This window comes from Janthinobacterium sp. KBS0711, assembly GCF_000988085.1.
Taxonomy (GTDB): Bacteria; Pseudomonadota; Gammaproteobacteria; order Burkholderiales; family Burkholderiaceae_D; genus Janthinobacterium; species Janthinobacterium lividum_E.
This window is the reverse complement of record NZ_LBCO01000024.1, coordinates 182,000-199,540: the sequence shown is the minus strand read 5'-3', so window position 1 is coordinate 199,540 and position 17,541 is coordinate 182,000. Positions and strand designations below refer to the sequence as shown.

The 17,541-nt window shown below is 64.1% G+C and carries 18 protein-coding genes and 1 pseudogene; 6 read left to right on the top strand and 13 right to left on the bottom strand.

Annotated features, from left to right (window positions below; all coding sequences use genetic code 11):
- Nucleotides 1-321 (top strand): annotated as a pseudogene (locus tag VM94_RS29005) (hypothetical protein); the annotation flags it as partial.
- A gap of 87 nt (nt 322-408) precedes the next feature.
- On the top strand, nt 409-1,737 hold the full coding sequence (locus tag VM94_RS13470; RefSeq protein ID WP_046683944.1) for an ATP-binding protein: 1,329 nt from the start codon (nt 409-411) through the stop codon (nt 1,735-1,737).
- Nucleotides 1,738-1,747: 10 nt separating this feature from the next.
- Here VM94_RS13470 and VM94_RS13465 read toward each other — a convergent pair whose 3' ends face one another.
- The 8 genes from VM94_RS13465 to VM94_RS13430 form a co-directional block, all read right to left on the bottom strand.
- Nucleotides 1,748-3,091: an HD domain-containing phosphohydrolase gene (locus tag VM94_RS13465; RefSeq protein ID WP_235432910.1), complete on the bottom strand. Its 1,344-nt coding sequence runs from the start codon at nt 3,089-3,091 to the stop codon at nt 1,748-1,750.
- Nucleotides 3,088-4,551 carry an ATP-binding protein gene (locus tag VM94_RS13460; protein ID WP_046683943.1) on the bottom strand — a complete coding sequence of 488 codons (1,464 nt, stop codon included), beginning with the start codon at nt 4,549-4,551 and terminating at the stop codon, nt 3,088-3,090. The genes VM94_RS13465 and VM94_RS13460 overlap by 4 nt, the downstream gene beginning before the upstream one ends.
- A gap of 14 nt (nt 4,552-4,565) precedes the next feature.
- Nucleotides 4,566-5,405, bottom strand: a complete 840-nt coding sequence (locus tag VM94_RS13455) for an HDOD domain-containing protein (RefSeq protein WP_046683942.1) — start codon at nt 5,403-5,405, stop codon at nt 4,566-4,568.
- Entirely contained in the window at nt 5,402-5,734 is a 333-nt protein-coding gene (locus tag VM94_RS13450; RefSeq protein WP_046683941.1) for a hypothetical protein, read from the bottom strand. The genes VM94_RS13455 and VM94_RS13450 overlap by 4 nt, the downstream gene beginning before the upstream one ends.
- Nucleotides 5,731-6,597, bottom strand: coding sequence for a response regulator (locus VM94_RS13445; RefSeq protein WP_052755757.1), 867 nt, complete (start codon nt 6,595-6,597; stop codon nt 5,731-5,733). Before VM94_RS13445 ends, VM94_RS13450 begins: the two co-directional genes overlap by 4 nt.
- A gap of 147 nt (nt 6,598-6,744) precedes the next feature.
- Nucleotides 6,745-7,191, bottom strand: coding sequence for a hypothetical protein (locus VM94_RS13440; protein ID WP_046683940.1), 447 nt, complete (start codon nt 7,189-7,191; stop codon nt 6,745-6,747).
- A gap of 99 nt (nt 7,192-7,290) precedes the next feature.
- Nucleotides 7,291-8,544: a DEAD/DEAH box helicase gene (locus tag VM94_RS13435; protein ID WP_046683939.1), complete on the bottom strand. Its 1,254-nt coding sequence runs from the start codon at nt 8,542-8,544 to the stop codon at nt 7,291-7,293.
- 80 nt (nt 8,545-8,624) lie between these two features.
- Nucleotides 8,625-9,683 (bottom strand): Lnb N-terminal periplasmic domain-containing protein, encoded by a 1,059-nt coding sequence (locus VM94_RS13430; protein ID WP_052755756.1) that lies wholly within the window; start codon nt 9,681-9,683, stop codon nt 8,625-8,627.
- Nucleotides 9,684-9,848: 165 nt separating this feature from the next.
- On the opposite strand from VM94_RS13430, the gene VM94_RS13425 reads away from it, so the two are divergent.
- On the top strand, nt 9,849-10,553 hold the full coding sequence (locus tag VM94_RS13425) for a hypothetical protein (RefSeq protein WP_046683938.1): 705 nt from the start codon (nt 9,849-9,851) through the stop codon (nt 10,551-10,553).
- Nucleotides 10,554-10,593: 40 nt separating this feature from the next.
- On the top strand, nt 10,594-10,950 hold the full coding sequence (locus tag VM94_RS13420) for a glyoxalase superfamily protein (RefSeq protein ID WP_046683937.1): 357 nt from the start codon (nt 10,594-10,596) through the stop codon (nt 10,948-10,950).
- A 3-nt stretch (nt 10,951-10,953) separates the two neighbouring features.
- On the opposite strand, the gene VM94_RS13415 is transcribed toward VM94_RS13420, so the two are convergent.
- Nucleotides 10,954-12,123 (bottom strand): mandelate racemase/muconate lactonizing enzyme family protein, encoded by a 1,170-nt coding sequence (locus tag VM94_RS13415; protein ID WP_046683936.1) that lies wholly within the window; start codon nt 12,121-12,123, stop codon nt 10,954-10,956.
- A 99-nt stretch (nt 12,124-12,222) separates the two neighbouring features.
- Here VM94_RS13415 and VM94_RS13410 point away from each other — a divergent pair, with 99 nt between their 5' ends.
- Nucleotides 12,223-13,137: a LysR family transcriptional regulator gene (locus tag VM94_RS13410; RefSeq protein ID WP_046683935.1), complete on the top strand. Its 915-nt coding sequence runs from the start codon at nt 12,223-12,225 to the stop codon at nt 13,135-13,137.
- Nucleotides 13,138-13,185: 48 nt separating this feature from the next.
- Nucleotides 13,186-14,049 carry a flagellar motor stator protein MotA gene (gene motA / locus VM94_RS13405; RefSeq protein ID WP_034749759.1) on the top strand — a complete coding sequence of 288 codons (864 nt, stop codon included), beginning with the start codon at nt 13,186-13,188 and terminating at the stop codon, nt 14,047-14,049.
- Between the two features lie 15 nt (nt 14,050-14,064).
- On the opposite strand, the gene VM94_RS13400 is transcribed toward motA, so the two are convergent.
- From VM94_RS13400 to VM94_RS28230, 4 genes are all read right to left on the bottom strand, one after another.
- Complete coding sequence (locus VM94_RS13400; protein ID WP_046683934.1) at nt 14,065-14,463, bottom strand: VOC family protein; 399 nt, start codon at nt 14,461-14,463, stop codon at nt 14,065-14,067.
- Between the two features lie 58 nt (nt 14,464-14,521).
- Nucleotides 14,522-15,964 (bottom strand): aminotransferase-like domain-containing protein, encoded by a 1,443-nt coding sequence (locus tag VM94_RS13395; protein WP_046683933.1) that lies wholly within the window; start codon nt 15,962-15,964, stop codon nt 14,522-14,524.
- Nucleotides 15,965-15,974: 10 nt separating this feature from the next.
- Nucleotides 15,975-16,559 (bottom strand): LysE family translocator, encoded by a 585-nt coding sequence (locus tag VM94_RS13390; RefSeq protein ID WP_046683932.1) that lies wholly within the window; start codon nt 16,557-16,559, stop codon nt 15,975-15,977.
- Nucleotides 16,560-16,826: 267 nt separating this feature from the next.
- Nucleotides 16,827-17,138: a hypothetical protein gene (locus tag VM94_RS28230; protein ID WP_138829152.1), complete on the bottom strand. Its 312-nt coding sequence runs from the start codon at nt 17,136-17,138 to the stop codon at nt 16,827-16,829.
- Nucleotides 17,139-17,541: the final 403 nt, after the last annotated feature.

Below are 17,541 nucleotides of genomic sequence, written 5' to 3'. Positions count from 1 at the left end.
CCGGCCGACGCCGCCCTGCTGCCGGAAGCGCAGCGGGCCGTGGCGGGCGCCGTTTCGGACACGGCCGCCGCCAGCGCCGTGGCCGCCATCAAGGACCCGCTGTCGCAGCTGGTGGCGGCCGGCGTGCTGCTGCGCTCTGGCCGCGCCACGCCGGAACTGCTCGATACGGCCGTGGCCACCGCCTCGGACCAGGGCTGGCGCCGTCCGCTGCTGGCATGGCTCGGTGCGCAGCGCCTGCGCGCCGAACAGGCGGGCGATGCGCAAGCGGCGCAGCACATCGCGCGGCGCATGGCGATAATCGAGCAGCCGCTGGCCCCCTGAGCGCGCCGATGGCGGCCCAAGGCAGGCAGAATCAGGCATAATCGAGCCAGGATGACAGCTATGCCGTGCAGGCAGCGAGGTGTGACGATGCAGTTCGAGGATTTCGACCTTTCCACTCCCGATACCGGACGGCATGCCGGGGCGGCGCCTGACGCCGACACGCCGGCCGCCACGGCCGTGCGCCTGCAATACCTGCTCGACAATACCCCGGCCATCATCTATTGCACCGTGCCCAGCGGCGACTTCAAGATGACGTTCGTCAGCAACAATGCCTTGAATGTGCTGGGCTACCAGCCCGAGGAAATGGTGGCCGACCCCAATTTCTGGTTCGACCACATCCACCCTGACGATGCGCCCGGCATCTTTTCCAGCCTGGCGCAGATCTTCGTCGAAGGCGCGCGCGCCTACGAATACCGCTTCCGCGTGCGCGACGGCAGCTATCTGTGGATGCACGACAGCCTGCGCCTCGTGCGCGACGAGCATGGCGTGCCGTTCGAGGTGATCGGCTCGCTGACGGACATCACGGAACGCAAGCGCATGGAAGCGATGCTGCAGGCGCGCGGCGAAGAGCAGCAACTACTGATCAGCAAGTTACAGGAAGCGCACGACCAGCTGCTGCAATCGGAAAAGATGGCGTCCATCGGCCAGCTGGCCGCCGGCATTGCGCATGAAATCAATAACCCGATCGGCTTCGTCAACTCCAACATGAGTTCGCTGCAAGGCTATGTCGGCACCCTGTTCGGCGTGATCGAGCAGTATGAAGCGGCGATGCGCGAAACGCTGGACGGCCCGGCCCTGGCCGCGCGCGTGGCCCAGGTGCGCGGCCAGGCCGACCTGGCCTTCCTGCAGGACGACATGGTGGACCTGGTGCGCGAATCGATGGATGGCCTCAAACGCGTGCGCGACATCGTGCAGGCGCTGAAGGATTTTTCCCATGTGGGCGAGACGGACTGGCAAGTGGCCAGCCTGCACGCGGGCCTGGACAGCACCCTGAATATCGTCGCCAACGAATTGAAATACAAGGCGCGCATCGAGAAGCACTATGGCGAGCTGCCGCCGATACTGTGCCTGGCCTCGCAGCTGAACCAGGTGTTCATGAACCTGCTCGTCAACGCGGGCCAAGCCATCAGCAGCGACGGCGTGATCAGCATCCGCACCGGTCATGCGGACGGCTGGGTGTGGGTGGAGATCGGCGACACGGGCGCCGGCATCGCGCCCGAGCACCTGAACCGCATCTTCGAACCGTTCTTCACCACCAAGGCCGTGGGCAGCGGCACGGGCCTGGGCCTGTCGCTGTCGTACGGCATCGTCAACAAGCATGGCGGCCGCATCGAGGTGGCCTCGGAAGTGGGCCGCGGCACGCGTTTTACCGTGCACCTGCCCGTCTCGCCGCCGGCAGCCCAGGCAGCGCCCTAGCCTTCCCGCCCTAGCATTCCTTCAAGGGCGCGTACACGCGGATGCTCAGGCGTCCGCCATTCTTTCCTTCGAAGTCGAGCAGCTGGGCAATCACGCGGGCCGTCAGCACGTGTTCGGCCGCCAGCAGCATCAAGCCGTCGCGGCTGATCAGGTCGCGCGACAGCACCATGCCCGGCTCCAGCTGGCCCGACAGCACCGTCAGGTCGCGCGCCGGCGGCTCCGTCTCTTCCATGATGCCGCGGAAAGCGGCCACCACGGCCGGATCGTAGCGCTTGCCGACGCTGTCGTAGATTAGGGTGCGGGCTTCCTCGGCGCGCAGGTTGCGCTGCACCATGGCGCCGATCTGCAAGCCGTCGTAGTCCGACGCCAGCGCCAGGATGCGCGCGCCCATCGGAATGGCCAGGCCCACGAGGCCATCGGGAAAGCCGCCGCCGTCGAAGCGCTCGAGCTGCGAGCGCAGGATCACGGAAACGGCGCGCAGTTCGTCCAGCGCCATCAACAATTGCTCGGCGCGCAGCGGATGCTTGCGGAAGGCGGCCAGCTGCTCGCCCGTCCAGGCGCTGGCCGGCAGTTCCAGCACGTCGTCACTCAAGCTGAGCTTGCCGATATCCTTGAGCAAGGCCGCGATGAACACGTCGCGCGCCTCCTGCCCTTCCAGGCCCAGCGCCTGCGCCAGCTTGCGCGACAACTCCGCCACCCTGCGCGCATGGCCGGCCAGCTTGCCGCCGCGCATTTCGATCAGGTTGGAAAACACCTTGATCGTCGTCACGAACGTGGCCTTCAGGCGCTCGTTGGCCGCCTGCACCTCGTCGTGCGACTGTTTCAACTGCTGCGTGCGCGTGGCTACCTTCGCTTCCAGGCTGGCGTTGAGCGCCTGCAGCTCCACGTTCTGGCTGGCCGTCAGCGCTTCCAGGCGCAGTTTTTCCTGCTCCAGCGCGCGCCGTTCCAGCGCGTGGCGCACTACCAGCACGATATCGTTTTCGTCCCAGGGCTTGGTCACGTAGCGGTAGATCTCGCCCTGGTTGATGGCGTCGAGGATGGACTGGATGTCGGCATAGCCGGTCAGCAGCAGCCGGATGGTGCCGGGCCAGCGCTGGCGCACCTGGGCCAGGAATTGCGCGCCATCCATGTGCGGCATGCGCATGTCGGAGATGACCAAGTCCACCGTCTCGCTCTCGAGCAGGGCCAGGCCGGCCGCGCCGCCATCGGCCGTCAGCACGCGGTAGCCGTGCGGGCGGAACAGGCGCCGCAGCGACGACAGGATATTCGGTTCGTCGTCGACGCACAGGATGGTGGGCGGCGCGGCCCCGGTGCTGGCGCTGGTGCTCATGTTCATGCTGTCCTGTTCGGTCATGATGCGACGGCCTGCGCCTGGCGCACGGGCAAGGTGATGCGGAAGGTGGTGCCGCTGCCGATGATGCTGCGCACGTCGATGCGGCCGTGATGCTTTTGTACCGTCGTGTAGGCCAGCGACAGGCCCAGCCCCGTGCCCTTGCCGACGGCCTTGGTGGTGAAGAAGGGGTCGAAGATGCGCGACAGGTGTTCGGGTGCGATGCCGCCGCCCGTGTCCTCGACCTCGATCCACACTTCCGTCGCACTGTCGCTGCCCGTGCGCAGGGTGATGCGTCCGCGCGCCTCGCCCATGGCGTGGGCCGCGTTGACGACCAGGTTCATGATCACCTGGTTCAGCTCGGAAGGCTGGCATTCGATGTCGGGAATGTCGCCATACTCGCGCACCACGTCGGCCTTGTACTTGACCTCGTTATTCACGATATTGAGCGTGGTATCGATGCCCTGGCGCAGGTCGGCCCAGACCCACTCCTGGTGCGCATCCGTGCGCGAAAAATCCTTCAGGTCCTGCACGATGCGGCGCACGCGCGCAATGCCTTCCTTCGACTCGCCCATCAGCATGGGAATGTCGCTGCGCAGGAAGTCCAGGTCGATCTGTTCGCGCAGCGCCCGCAGGCGCGCCGCCACCACTGGGTCGGCGACGGCCGGCTCGGCTTCCTCGTAGGCGTCGAGCATGCTGAACAGATCGTCCAGATAGCCTTCCAGCGTGCCGACGTTGGAAAACACATAGCCGATGGGATTGTTGATCTCATGCGCCACGCCGGCGGCCAGCTGGCCGATCGAGGCCAGTTTTTCCGACTGCAGCAGCTTTTGCTGGGCCAGCGACAGCTTGCTGTTCAATTCCGTCAGGGCCAGGTTACGCTCGCGCAATTCCAGGTCGGCGATCTGGCGCTGGCGGATATCGTCGGCCAGGCGCTCGTTCATGTCGGCCAGCTGGGCCGTGCGCTCGGCCACCAGGTGTTCCAGGTTGTCGTGCGCCTTGCGCAGCGCCAGTTCCGCCAGGCGCCGCTCGCTCACGTCGCGCAGGGTTTCAATGGCGCCCACGAGGCGGCCCTGGCGGTCGCGCAGGGGCGCCGCCGTGAAATGCAGCCAGTGGCCGTCGGGGCCGATATCGGCGAAGAAATCCTCGGCCTCAAAGGCGCCGGGGATCACGGAAGAGCGCTTCAGCTTGCCAAGATAGCGGTCATTTTCGCCGAGCGCGATATCGTCGGCCACCAGCAGGTCGGCCAGGCAGGCGCGCGGCTGCCGATAAAACGCCTTCCAATGGTCGCGCGTGCCGACCATCTCGGCGGCCGTAAAGCCCAGCAACTGTTCGCAGGCGCTGTTCCAGTGCGTCACCACGTGCTCCGTGTCGATGGCGAAAGTGGCCACGGGATGGCCGTCGAAAAACGCCGACAGCGCGATGCTGTCGCCCTGGCGGCGTTCCGGCGTGGCGGGCAGCACCTGCCCTGCGTCTGTTTCCATAGCCTCTTTCTTGTTCATGCCAGCATGATCCGCGACATTTCATCGAAGGTACGTTCCGTTTGCTCCAGCAGCGCCAGCCAGGCCTGCTCGTCCAGCGCGACGCTGCGCCAGCCCGCAGGCGACAGGGGCGGCACCAGCGCATCGTCGACGCCGGCCAAGTCGAGCGCCAGGGCGACGGCATTGGCCAGGTGCACGGCCAGCGGCAAGCCGCCCGCCTCCAGCCGGTCGATGGCGTGGTGGTCGGCCACCGCCTGCTGTATCGTCTCGGGAAACTTCCAGTAGGCGGCCAGGGCGCTGCCCACCTGCGCATGATCGATGCCGATGACGGCCAGTTCCGCATCGGCCATCTGGCAGTCATGCGCCTGGCGGTAGCTGCGCACGAGCGCGTGCTCGGCCGGGAAACGCGTCACCAGCACCAGGGTGCCCAGGTCGTGCAGCAGGCCCGCCGTGAACGCCGTCTCGGGATTGACGCGCAAGTGCGGCGCCAGCAGGCGCGCGGCAATCGCCGTGGCCAGCGAGTGGCGCCAGAACGCCTGGAAATCGAAGCCGCCGCTGACGGGCGCGAAGCTGCCCGTCAGGGCGCAGGCCGTGACGACGGTGCGGATGCTGTGAAAACCCAGCACGGACACGGCTTGCGGGATGCTGGTGACCTTCGACTGCATGCCGTAGAACGAGGAATTGGCGATGCGCAGGGTCTTCGCCGCCAGGGCCTGGTCCAGCTCGATCTTTTGCGCCAGCACGTGCACGTCCGTGTCGTCCTGGTCCATGCTCGACAGCAGTTCCAGCACCACCACGGGCAGCGAAGGCAGCTCCTGGATCTGGCGGATGATGTGTTCAACACTGAGCCGTGTCATGTGGCGCCCCCTTGCCGGTAGCTCTGCAGCAGCGCCAGCAGTTCGGCCCCGGCGGAATCGGGCGGCGTGGCGCGGAACAGCACGGCCAGCCGTTCCAGCCTGCGCAAGCGTTCCTGCTCGGCGTGCGCCTGCGCGGCGGGGTCGACCGCCTCGTCCATGACGACATGGCAGCGCTCTACATTGCGCCGACGCAAGGCCGTCAGGTTCGCCGCCGTCAGGGTGGCGCCCTGGGCCAGCAGCACGGCGCCGCTGGCGTCGTGCAACGCCTGCGCCAGCACCATGCCTTCCTGCGCCTGCTCCATGGAAATCTCGCGTCCGCTTTCGATCATGTACCCGCTCCATGACGACTCAGGGTGACGAGGCTGCCGCGCGAGCGCGAATGCAAGCCCATCGGATGGACGGCCACGGCGTATGGCTGGCCATCAATGGCGGCCAGGCGTGGCGCGCCCTGCCCGTCGAACAGCTGCGGCAGGACGATCGCCGCCTCGTTGCCCAGCAGGGCCGCGCCCCGTTCGAACAGGTTGGCCGCCGCCGCGTTGATGAAGGCGATCATGCCGTCTTCATCGAGCCCGATCACGGGCAGCGGCAAAAATTGCAGCAGCTCGCGCGCGATGCCGAGGCTGACTTCGTCGCGGCTGATCTGGTGCTGCTGCTGGCGCACCAGCGCCTGCATGGCGGCATTCGCCGCCGCCAGCGCCTGGTTGGCCTCGCGCAGCTGCGCATTCAAGCGCACATTGTCGTCGTCGATGCCCTTCAGGCGAAAGGCTTCGGCGATATGTTCGCGCAGCTGATGGTCTTCCCAGGGCTTGGTGAGGAACTTGAAGATGGCGCCCTCGTTGACGGCGTCCGTGACGGCCTGCAATTCGGTATAACCCGACAGCATGATGCGTATGGTTTGCGGACACAGCAGCTTGGCCTTGCGCAGGAAATCGGCGCCCAGCATGCCGGGCATGCGCTGGTCCGACACGATCACGTCGACGGCGTGAATGGCCAGCACGTCCAGCCCTTCCTGGCCGCTGTTGGCCGTCAGGATATGGTAGCCATCGCGCCGCAGCAGGCGCTTGAGGGAAGCGAGGATATTCGGTTCATCATCGACCAGCAGCAAGGTGCGCGGCGTCGCCACGGCCTGCTGCCCGGCGTCCGCTGCCAGCGCCGCAGTACCCGGCATGCCATGCTCGTCGTGCACATCCATCGGACCATCCTCTCATCGCCATGGCGATATCGGAGCTTGCCTGGAGGGGAAATCTGCCGCGCAACATAGTCTTGCGAGTCTTGCGCGGCAGCCAGCTTGCCTTGAAATTATACGACTAAATATTCCTGTATGACACTAATGCGCCACTTATCCGCGCTGTACAGGACAAGGCGTGTCGCGGTAAAACACAAAGCCGCCCAAGCCGATGGCCTTGGTGTCGGCTTTCACGCCATACACGAGCGTATTGTTTGCCGCCTCGATGCGCAGCAGGTTCATGTGTTGGACAATTTGCGCGTGCGACAGTTCCAGCGACGGCGTCGGCGCCAGCTGCAAACGCAGTTCTGACGTGGCGCCATCGTAGGCCCAGCGGCCCGGATTATAGAAGGCAAAGCCGCCGTCGAAACGCAGGCTGCCATCCTTGAACTGGGTCAGGCAAATGCCGGGGAATTCGCTGGGCGGGTTGTACCAGGTGGCGGCCACGGCGGCGTCGGCCGGCGCCTTGCCCGGCATCTGCAAGCCGGTCGTGCCATTGTTACCGCCCATGCCGGCGCAACCGGCCAGCGCCAGCGCGCAAGCCATAGCGCCCGCGCGCATGATGAATATCCTGTGCATTGCCATCCCCTTGCTTTATAGAAACATCATCTTAAAGCGGGACGGCCGGCCGTTCAAGCGGCTAGCGCACATAAGGGGGATTTAATTGCTCTCGGCCGCCTTGGCAGCCGCTTCGCGCAATTTGTCCTTCTTGCTCTTGCGCGCGCCCTTCACGCCGCCGTTCACCGTGTCCGTGACGGGGTTCATCGGTGCGGGCAGTTCCGTCGGCTCGAAACCGGCCACCACTTCGCGCACGATGCGCAAGTCGTTGCGGTTTTCGATCAGGCGGAAATGCGCTTCCGTATCGGCCGTCACGAAACTGATGGCCGTGCCGCTTTCGCCGGCGCGGCCCGTGCGGCCGATGCGGTGCGTGTAGTCGACAGCCGAGCGGGGCAAGTCATAGTTGACGACGGCCGGCAAACCGGCGATATCGATGCCGCGCGCCGCCACGTCGGTGGCCACCAGCACCTGCAAGCGGCACGCCTTGAAGTCGGCCAGCAGCTGGCTGCGCGTGCCCTGGCTGAATTCACCGTGGAAGGCGCCCACGTGCAGGCCCGCGCGCTGCAGCTTGTCGGCCACGTGTTCGGCCGCGTACTTGGTGGCGACGAAGACCAGCACGCGCTCCCATTGCTGCTGCAGGATCAGGTAGCGCAGCAGCTGCGTGCGGCGCGGCACGTCGACCGTGATGGCGCGCTGCACGATGTCGGGCTTGTCCTGCGGTTCGGATGCCACCTCGATGCGCACGGGCTCCTTGAGCAGGCTGTCGGCCAGCGCCTGCACGCTGTCGGGAAAGGTGGCGGAGAAAAACAGGTTTTGCCGTCTCGCTGGCAACAGCGCCAGGATGGCGTTGATTTCCTCGCTAAAGCCCATATCGAGCAAACGGTCGGCCTCGTCGAGCACGCACAGCGACACGCCGCCCAGTTTCACGGCGTTCTGGCGTATCAGATCGAGCAGGCGGCCCGGCGTGGCGACGACGATATCGGCGCCGCCGCGCAAGTCCATCATCTGCGGATTGATCGACACGCCGCCGAACAGCACGGAAATCTTCAATTTGATCGGCAGCGGCTTGGCCAGCGCGTGCACCGTCTGCCCCACCTGCGCCGCCAGCTCGCGCGTGGGCACGAGGATCAGCGCGCGCACCTGGCGCGGGCCGGACACGGGCGCCATCAGCGCCTGCAGCAGCGGCAGCGCGTAGGCGGCCGTCTTGCCGGACCCCGTCTGGGCCGCGCCCAGCACGTCGCTGCCGCGCAGGATGGCGGGAATGGCGGCCGCCTGGATGGCCGTCGGCGCGGCATAGCCGGCCTTGTCAACGGCGCGGACCAGGGCGGGAATCAGACCCAGTGAGGAAAATGGCATAGCGGGCCTTCTTTATTCGTAAAGTGAGACCGGCCGCGAAAGGCGGCCGGTCGGATATGGCGACAGTATAAGGCAGACCGCTACTGGCGTGGCATTTGCAGCGTCGGATGGCCCGCTTCGTCATAGCCAGGCATGGCGCGGCGGATCGCGTGCGAAAAATCCGCGTCGTCGTTGGCCGCCCGCGCGCGCGCCGTGATGTGGCCGCCATCGCGCAGCTGCTGGAAGGTCTGGCCGGGCACCAGGCCCTTGACGTCGAACAGGTAACGGTCCAGGTAGCCCGAAGCCATCAGCCGGTAGTCGAGCGGCAGGCCCGGCACGATGCGGCGCACCATCTCGAAGACGATGGTGGTGCAGTTGGCCGTCAGGGTGTTGTAGAACTGCGGTTGGTTCTTCAGCGATTGCGCCTCGTCCAGGTAGGCGAGGAACAGCGAGCGCATGGCCGCCTTCGGCATCATGACGCGGTACAGATGCATGTCCTCGCCGCGCGCATTCGTGCGCACGCGCAGGATGTCGCGCTCGTCGGCGGCGATCAGGCTCATTTCGAAATGCTTGAAGAAGCCGCCGATGGCGGAAAAGCTCTCGCCCTTCTCCTTGCGGATCTCGATGGAAAACGTCAGGAAGCGCCCGTCCGCAAAGCCGAACGAGATCAGGGTGTGCGCGATGTACGGCCCCGTCCAGTACGACAGCGCCGTGTCCACCGTGCGCAGTTCGTCGAGGTCGTAGCTGCGCTGCTCCCACTTGACCGTGTAGTCGTCATCGCTGCGCCAGTCGAAATTGCGCACATTGTCCAGGGTGACGAGATTGCCTTTCACGGAGCCCGTGACATTGCGCGCCACGTCGTCGGCCCACACGCGCTGCTGCTTCGGCGTGATGAAACTCCACCACACGAGCAGCAGGATAAAACCGGCCGCATACGGCAGCAGCACGCGCATGTCGCCGCGCATCCACCACAGCGCGATGCTGGCCACGCCCAGTGCGCCCCACAGCAGCGCGCCGATGCCTTGCGCCGCCGTGCCGCCGGATAGCTGGTACCACAGCGCCAGCGCGCCCCACAATGCAGTCAACAGGATAATCAGGGAAACGGCCATTTTGCCTATGCTGGCCAGCACGGAGCGGGCTTGATGTGATAATAAAGTCATGCCGTGATTATAGGGGCAAGCGCAGGAATAGGTGAGTTCAGGCAAGCATGGGCAAAGTCATCCGGGCATATAATATTGCTTGTCTGGCAATTTACTTCATGAGAACATTCTGCACAAATAAAATGTATAGACAAGGCGCCCTGCCTTGCCATCCACGGAGACACCTTGCAATCGAGTTCACTGTACACCCTCGCCGGCAGCCTCAATTCCCTCTTCATCGTCGTCAGCCTGTTTGGCTTGTGGTCGCAGCTGCAAAAAATCTGGCAGCGCAAGCGCGATACCGGCATCGGCGCCGGCAAGACGACGGACATCCTGTCCATCAACCAGTTTACCGTCAGCTTCCTCGCCTACTGCGCCTTCTTCGTGTACGGCTATTCGATCACGCCATTCAACCACTACATCGTCTGGCCCCGTTTGATCGCCTCGCTGATCGCGCTGGGCATCCTGTTCGAGATATATCGTGACCGCCGCAGCACGACATCGCGCAATGCGCTGCTGGCCTGCGCGCTGCTGCTGGGCGCGGGTGTCGCGGGGCTGGCCTTCGGTCCCACCTTCACGGATGAAAAGCGCGTGATCTCGCAAAGCCTGATCGTCGCCGTCACCGTGCTGCTGGCGCAGGGCTATGCGCACCAGATCCGTTTGATCTGGCGCTCGGGCAAGACGGGCGCCGTGTCCCTGAAAATGAGCCAGTTCATCCTAGCGATGGATGTCAGCACCATCTTCTTTGCCTGCGTCATGGGTCTGTCGACGGGCTGGCCCTTGCTGCTGCTGGCCAGCGTCAGCGCCACGACCAAGCTTGCCATCATGTGGCTGTTCCGCTGGGAGAAGACCAGCCCCGCCGCGCAGGTGAAACGCCAGGCGCCGGCCTGACGTTAAAATAATCGCTTGCCACTTTATTGAAAGCGCCGCCATGCATGCCCCCATCCCCATCCTGCGCAGCTTTTCCGAAGAAAAAGCACGCGAGTTCTACCTCGGGTTTCTCGGTTTTACCCTGGACTGGGAACATCGCTTCGAGCCAACGGCGCCGCTGTACCTGCAGGTGACGCGCGGCGACCTGGTGCTGCACCTGTCCGAACACCACGGCGACGCCACGCCAGGCGCGGCGCTCTTGATCCCCGTCGACGATATCGCCGCCCTGCACGCGGAATTGCGCGACAGGGATTATCCGTATGCGCGGCCCGGCATCCGCGACGAGGACTGGGGCCGCATCCTGGAAGTGGCCGACCCGTTCGGCAACCGGCTGCGTTTCTGGCAGCGCAGCGAATAACGCTTACTGGCCACTCAGGGCGCGCATCTCCGCATACAGGTTCGCCTTGCCCTCGAAGCCGATGCCGACCAGGTCCGGCATGGTGATGTGACCGTTTTCGACCCTGACGCCATCGGGGAAGCCGCCGAACGGCTGGAACAGATCGGGATACGATTCATTGCCGCCCAGGCCCAGGCCCGCCGCGATATTCAGCGACATCTGGTGGCCGCCGTGCGGGATGCAGCGGCTGCGCGACCAGCCGTGCTGGTGCAGCATGTCCATGGTGCGCAAATATTCCACCAGGCCGTAGCTGAGGGCGCAATCGAACTGCAGCCAGTCGCGGTCGGCGCGCATGCCGCCGTAGCGGATCAGGTTGCGCGCATCCTGCATGGAAAACAGGTTTTCGCCCGTCGCCATCGGCTTGTCGTAATAGCTGCGCAAGGTCGCTTGCAGCTCGAAGTCGAGCGGGTCGCCCGCCTCCTCGTACCAGAACAGATCGTACTGGCGCAGCGCCTTGGCGTAGGCGATCGAGGTATCGAGGTCGAAGCGCCCGTTCGCATCCACGCACAGCTTTTGCCCATCCTGCAGCACCTCCATGATGGCGTCGATGCGGCGCAAGTCCTCGTCCAGCGAAGCGCCGCCGATCTTTTTCTTGACCACCGTGTAGCCGCGGTCGATATAGCTGCGCATCTCGTCCTGCAAGGCGGACAGGCTCTGGCCCGGGTAGTAATAGCCGCCCGCCGCATACACGAACACTTTTTTATCCGGCACACCGGTGCCGTGGCGCTCGGCCAGCAGCTGGAACAGCGGCTTGTTCTCGATCTTCGCCACGGCGTCCCAGATGGCCATGTCGATGGTGCCGATGGCCACCGAACGCTCGCCGTGGCCGCCCGGCTTTTCATTCGTGTACATGCAGTCCCACACCTTGTGCGGATCGAGGTTGGCGCCGTCATCCGTGACGAGCGAAGCGGGATCGGCGTCGAGGATGCGCGGGATGAAACGCTCGCGCATCAGCATGCCCTGGCCGTAGCGGCCATTCGAATTGAAGCCGTAGCCGACGACAGGCTTGCCGTCGCGGATCACGTCCGTGACGACGGCCACCAGGCTTAACGTCATCTTGCTGAAATCGATATAGGCGTTGCGGATGGGGGAAGAGATGGGGATGGTCTTTTCGCGGATGTCGACGATTTTCATGCGGGTCTCCTGTGAGTGAAAACAATGACGCCAGCTTAACCGCGATAGTCAGTCGTATAATCGATATCAATTTAAACCATTTTTCACTTGAAGTTAATAATGAAAAGCGACGCCACGACTGAAATGGCCTTTTTTGTGCTGCTGGCCAAGTTGGGCAGCCTGTCGGCCACGGCGCGCGAACTGGGCATCACGCCGCCCGCCGTCAGCAAGCGCCTGCAGCTGATGGAGCAGCGCCTGGGCGTGCGCCTGCTGAACCGCAGCACGCGGCGCATCAGCCTGACGGGCGATGGCGAAAGCTATCTGCAACAGGCGCGGCAGATCCTCGACGATATCCGCGCCATGGAAGAGTCCTTGGCCAGCGGCAGCGCGGAACCGAAAGGCTTGTTGCGCGTGAATGCCACCCTGGGTTTCGGCCGCACGGTGATCGCGCCATTGCTGTCGCAATTCGCCCTGCGCCACCCCCAACTGGAAGTGCAGCTGCAACTGACGGACAGCCCCATCAACCTGGTCGAGCAGGCCTACGACCTGGGCATCCGCTTCGGCGACTTGCCCGACACGCGTTTGTCGGCACGGCGCATCATGTCGAACCGGCGCTTCCTGTGCGCCTCGCCCGCCTACCTGCAGGCGCACGGCACGCCGCAAACGCCCGACGACCTGGCGCGGCACCGCTGCATCGTGCACCGGCAGAATGACGACGCCTACGGCATCTGGCGCCTGAGCCGTGGCCGCGCCACCCACACCGTCAAGGTGCGCGGCACGGTGGCCAGCAACGATGGCGACGTGGTGCTGGGCTGGGCGCTGGACGGGCACGGCATCCTGCTGCGCTCGGAATGGGACCTGGCCCGTTACCTCGACAGCGGCCGCCTGCGCGTGGTGCTGGAAGACTATGCGCTGGCGCCAGCCGACCTGTACGCCTATTATCCGAGCCGCCACCAGCTGCCCGCCAAAGTGCGCGCTTTTATCAATTTTCTCATCCAGCAGTTGCAGCCGGACTCGGCCAATACGGGGAAATAGGGTTACACTACAATATTGCGATATGGCAATATTATGAAGGAGTAGGTTTTGCTAGTCATACTCGGATTTCTCGTCGTGCTGTTTTCCGTCTTCGGCGGCTTCGCCATGCAGGGCGGTCACCTGGGCGCCTTGTTCCAGCCGCTGGAACTGCTGATGATCGGCGGCGCCGCACTGGGCACCTTCTTTGTCGGCAATGACGCCAAGGCCATCCGCGCCACGTTCGCCGCCCTGCCCACCCTGTTTCACGGCTCGCAATACACGAAGGCGCGTTATATGGAGCTGATGGGGCTGATGTATGAAATCCTCAGCAAGATCCGCAAGGAAGGCCTGATGTCGGTCGAGGACGATATCGACGACCCGTACCGCAGTCCCATCTTCATCAAATATCCGTATACGCTCGGTGACGAGCACATCCTGGAATTCATTACCGATTACCTGCGCCTGATGGTATCGGGCAATATGGACGCTTACCAGATCGAAAACCTGATGGATAACGAGATCGAGACGCACCATGAAGATGCGGAAATGCCGATCCAGACGATTTCGCAGCTGGCCGACGCCATGCCCGCCTTCGGCATCGTGGCCGCCGTCATGGGCGTCGTACACACGATGGCGTCCGTCGGCTTGCCACCGGCCGAGCTGGGCGTGCTGATTGCGCAGGCGCTGGTGGGCACCTTCATCGGCATCTTGCTGGCCTACGGTTTCATCGCGCCGCTGGCCAGCTTGCTGCGCCGCAAGCACCATGAAACGGCGAAGATGTACCAGTGCGTGAAAGTGACCCTGCTGGCCAGCCTGAACGGCTATGCGCCGGCGCTGGCCGTGGAATTCGGCCGCAAGGTCATTTCCGCCACGGAACGCCCATCGTTCAGCGAACTGGAAAACCACGTGCGCCAGGTGCGCACGAAGAACTGATTCCAGCGGTTCGCGTCAGGCTTCCGGCGCCGTCCAGACCAGGTTCCACAGGTGGCCATCGATATCCTCGAAGCCCTGGTCGTACATGAAACCCTGGTCTTCGGGCGGATGCGGTATGCGGCCACCGGCGGCTTGGGCCTTGGCGATCAGGCCGTCCACCTCTTCCCGGCTTTCGCAACTGAGGCAAATGACGACTTCATTGGCTTGCCTGGCGTCCGCCACCGGTTTGCCGATCAGCGACTGGAAGAAGGCTTCGGTCGTCAGCATGGCCTGGATGCTGCCATCAACGATATTCATGAACGCCGCGTTTTCGCCGCTGAAGCGGGAATCGAAAGTAAAGCCGAGAGCGGAAAAGAAGGCCTTGGATTTATCCAGGTCCTTCACGGGCAGGTTGAGGATGATCTGTTTGTGCATGGCGCTTCCTTGCTCACACGTTGACGAAAAAATCGTCCCTCCAGAATACCAATAAAAGCTAAAGGAAGGCGCGGGCCAGGCTGGAGCGCGCGCCAGCCACCGCGCGCAGGCGTTCTTCAAGGTAGGCGCTCACGCGCGGATGCTGGCTGAAGGCGACGTTGAAGCGGATGTGCTGGTCGGGCGTGTCGTTGGCCGAGAACGCGGCGCCGCGCATCAGCAGGATCTTGTTGCGGTAGGCGTCCTGCACCAGCAAGTCCACGTCCAGCCCTTCGGGCATGCTGCCCCACAGGAAAATGCCTGCGTCGCCGGGCTGCTCGAACAGCACGCCGGCCGCGCTCAGTTGCCGCGTGCTGGCGTTGCGCGCCACCATGATCTTGCGTTGCAGCCGCTCCAGGTGCTTGCGCAGGTTGCCGGCCTTGAGCACTTCCAGCAGCACGTATTCATTCAGCGCAGGCAAGGTCATGATGGAATGGATCTTGGTACGCATCAGCAGCTTGAGCAAGGTGGGTGCCGCGGCCAGGTAGCCCATGCGCAGGGCCGGGCTCAGCGCCTTGCACAGGCTGGAGTAATAGATCACGCCGTCCAGTCCGGACAACGACGCCAGCCGCGTGCTGTGACCCGGCTGGAAATGGCCGTGCACGTCGTCTTCGGCGATCAGGAAGCCATATTGCTGCGCCATGATCAGCACCTTGTGCAGGTTGGCGGCGCTGCTGCTCCACCCGGTGGGGTTATGCAAAGCCGTCTGCACGAACAGCAGGCGCGGACGGTGCGCGCGGCAGGCCGCTTCCAGTTCGTCCAGGTCGAGGCCATCGGGACGGCGCTTGATGGGCACCAGGCGCACGCCATCCTGGCGCAGCCTGCCGAACATCAGGAAGTATCCGGGGTCTTCCACCAGCACCGTATCGCCGGGCTGCAGAAACGTGCGGCAGATCAGATCGATGGCATGGGTGCCGCCGAAAGTGGTGAGGATGTGGCTGGCATCCGCGGCGATGCCGATGCCGCGCAACAGCAGCGCAATCTGCTCGCGCAGTTCGGCCAGCCCTTGCGGCGGACAGCGCGAAGCCATGCCGGCCGCGCTGCGCGCCAGGCCACGTTGCACGGCGGCCGCCGGCAGCGCATCCTGCAGCCACGTGGGCGGCAAGGCGCCGCTGCTGGCCAGCAGCACGCCCGGCCGCTGGTCGTTCACTTGCTGGCTCAGCCAGACCGGTTCCTGCTCCTGGCCCGCTTCCAGCGCCACCTCGTCGGGGATGGCGCGGCTGGCGTCAGCGGGGGCGCAGACGAAGAAGCCCGTCGTGCCGTGCGTATCGATGACGCCCGCGGCCACCAGCCTGTCATACGCCACCACCACGGTGTTGGTGCTCACCGCAAGTTGCGTGGCGAGCTGGCGGATCGACGGCAGCCTCGTCCCGCCAGGCAGGACGCGTTGCGCGATCTGCTGGCGCAATGCGGCCTCGATCTGCTTGAACAGGGCGATGGGCGAGGAGCGGTCGATGGCGAACATGGGTGGCAGTCTAGCGTAAAAACGTCAGGGCGAGGACCAGCAGGATGGCGCCCATCGTCAAATTGAATATGCGCTGGTTGCGGGGCGCTTTCAGCACGCTGCGGATCGAGACGCCGAACAGCGCCCACATGGCGTTGCACGGCATGCCCACCACGGTGCCGATCACGGACACGAGCAGCGCGCTGGCGAGCATATTGCCCTGCGCAGGCATGAAGACGGACGCCATGGTGATCGCCTTGAGCCAGCTCTTCGGGTTCAGCGCCTGAAACAGCGCCGCCTGCGCAAACGACACGGCCTTCGGTGCGCCGGCCCCCGCCACCGAGGCGCCGGCAAGCTTCCAGGCCAAAAACATCAGGTACAGCGCGCCCGCGATCCGCAACACCTGCTGCGCCATCGGGTACGCGACGAACACGCTGCCCAGCCCCACGCACATGAGCATGGTCTGCACGAAGATGCCGACCTGGATGCCGAGGATCACCGGCAGCGCACCGCGATAGCCGAAATTGGCGCCGGTGGTGGCCAGCATGACGTTGTTCGGCCCGGGGGTGGCGGACATCACAAAGCAATAGCTCATCAGGGGCAGGAGTTCGGTCATGGCAGGCAGTCGCAGCGTGGAGAAGGCCCCAGTCTAGACGCGCGGCACGGCGGGGACAAGGCACAAGGCGCCCAATACAAGCACATGCTGTATCAGTCGAACGACTGCTACAGCGGCGATACAGGCCGCCCCCGCGCGGACAATCATCTGGAAAGCGCTGTTTCTGTCCGGTTGCGGCCGACGGCGCCGAAGGGCATGGTCAATGTTGATAACGGACTTCAGCGTCCACCGCAGGCGCACAACGCAACTGGCGGATTGCCAGTGGGCTCAAGCGAGTCGAATTGTCATTTCGAAGGAGCTTCCACATTGGCTGGGATACCACCCCTTCATCAATGCCTGTCGAATAGCGCGCTCCACGACTGAGGGCGTAATGGCACGCGTAAAATTACCCAGCCAAATATCCGGACGTGCGATATCTGTTCTCACCAGAAGGGTGGTTCGGCCACCGCTTTCAGATTCAACTGCGAAAGACAGATTCGTTTCCCCCATGGCCTGTGTATAGGCAGGTAGGCTGACCGACCATCGATATGGTAAAGAATCGACAATAATCCGGCGGCTTCCTTTTCTTGCAATGGACATGACATTTCCTGTGCTTCAGTGGCAGCCTCTGGCCGGTTGCCGCCGTTGGCAGGTTACGCCCCTTTGCGGAATTTGGCGTGCTACCGATAGTAGAGCCCTGCACAGACGATTTGCGGTATATCGACTCGTACCACCTTGGGCTGTTCGCTGGCAGGCATCAGGTTGACCCGCTCGATACACGTGTAAGTGAGAATATTTTGACGTCTCTTCATGCAAGTGGTCGACGGTGCCATATCGACTGGGTCACAGGCAAATCCATTAGCCTCAAGGGTTTTTGTTGCACTTGCCATATCGAATCCAGGTTCGAGAAGCTTATGGACGTCAGTAGCAAACCGTTCATTGTTCACGGTATAGCACCCTCCCAGCCACAGCAGGCAACTCGTAATGAACACGTATCGATGCA

Coding starts and splice junctions, on each gene's coding strand:
- VM94_RS13470 (WP_046683944.1), top strand. CDS start 409: ATGCAGTTCGAGGATTTCGACCTTTCCACTCCCGATACCGGACGGCAT.
- VM94_RS13465 (WP_235432910.1), bottom strand. CDS start 3,091: ATGACCGAACAGGACAGCATGAACATGAGCACCAGCGCCAGCACCGGG.
- VM94_RS13460 (WP_046683943.1), bottom strand. CDS start 4,551: ATGGAAACAGACGCAGGGCAGGTGCTGCCCGCCACGCCGGAACGCCGC.
- VM94_RS13455 (WP_046683942.1), bottom strand. CDS start 5,405: ATGACACGGCTCAGTGTTGAACACATCATCCGCCAGATCCAGGAGCTG.
- VM94_RS13450 (WP_046683941.1), bottom strand. CDS start 5,734: ATGATCGAAAGCGGACGCGAGATTTCCATGGAGCAGGCGCAGGAAGGC.
- VM94_RS13445 (WP_052755757.1), bottom strand. CDS start 6,597: ATGGATGTGCACGACGAGCATGGCATGCCGGGTACTGCGGCGCTGGCA.
- VM94_RS13440 (WP_046683940.1), bottom strand. CDS start 7,191: ATGCGCGCGGGCGCTATGGCTTGCGCGCTGGCGCTGGCCGGTTGCGCC.
- VM94_RS13435 (WP_046683939.1), bottom strand. CDS start 8,544: ATGCCATTTTCCTCACTGGGTCTGATTCCCGCCCTGGTCCGCGCCGTT.
- VM94_RS13430 (WP_052755756.1), bottom strand. CDS start 9,683: ATGACTTTATTATCACATCAAGCCCGCTCCGTGCTGGCCAGCATAGGC.
- VM94_RS13420 (WP_046683937.1), top strand. CDS start 10,594: ATGCATGCCCCCATCCCCATCCTGCGCAGCTTTTCCGAAGAAAAAGCA.
- VM94_RS13415 (WP_046683936.1), bottom strand. CDS start 12,123: ATGAAAATCGTCGACATCCGCGAAAAGACCATCCCCATCTCTTCCCCC.
- VM94_RS13410 (WP_046683935.1), top strand. CDS start 12,223: ATGAAAAGCGACGCCACGACTGAAATGGCCTTTTTTGTGCTGCTGGCC.
- VM94_RS13400 (WP_046683934.1), bottom strand. CDS start 14,463: ATGCACAAACAGATCATCCTCAACCTGCCCGTGAAGGACCTGGATAAA.
- VM94_RS13395 (WP_046683933.1), bottom strand. CDS start 15,964: ATGTTCGCCATCGACCGCTCCTCGCCCATCGCCCTGTTCAAGCAGATC.
- VM94_RS13390 (WP_046683932.1), bottom strand. CDS start 16,559: ATGACCGAACTCCTGCCCCTGATGAGCTATTGCTTTGTGATGTCCGCC.
- VM94_RS28230 (WP_138829152.1), bottom strand. CDS start 17,138: ATGTCCATTGCAAGAAAAGGAAGCCGCCGGATTATTGTCGATTCTTTA.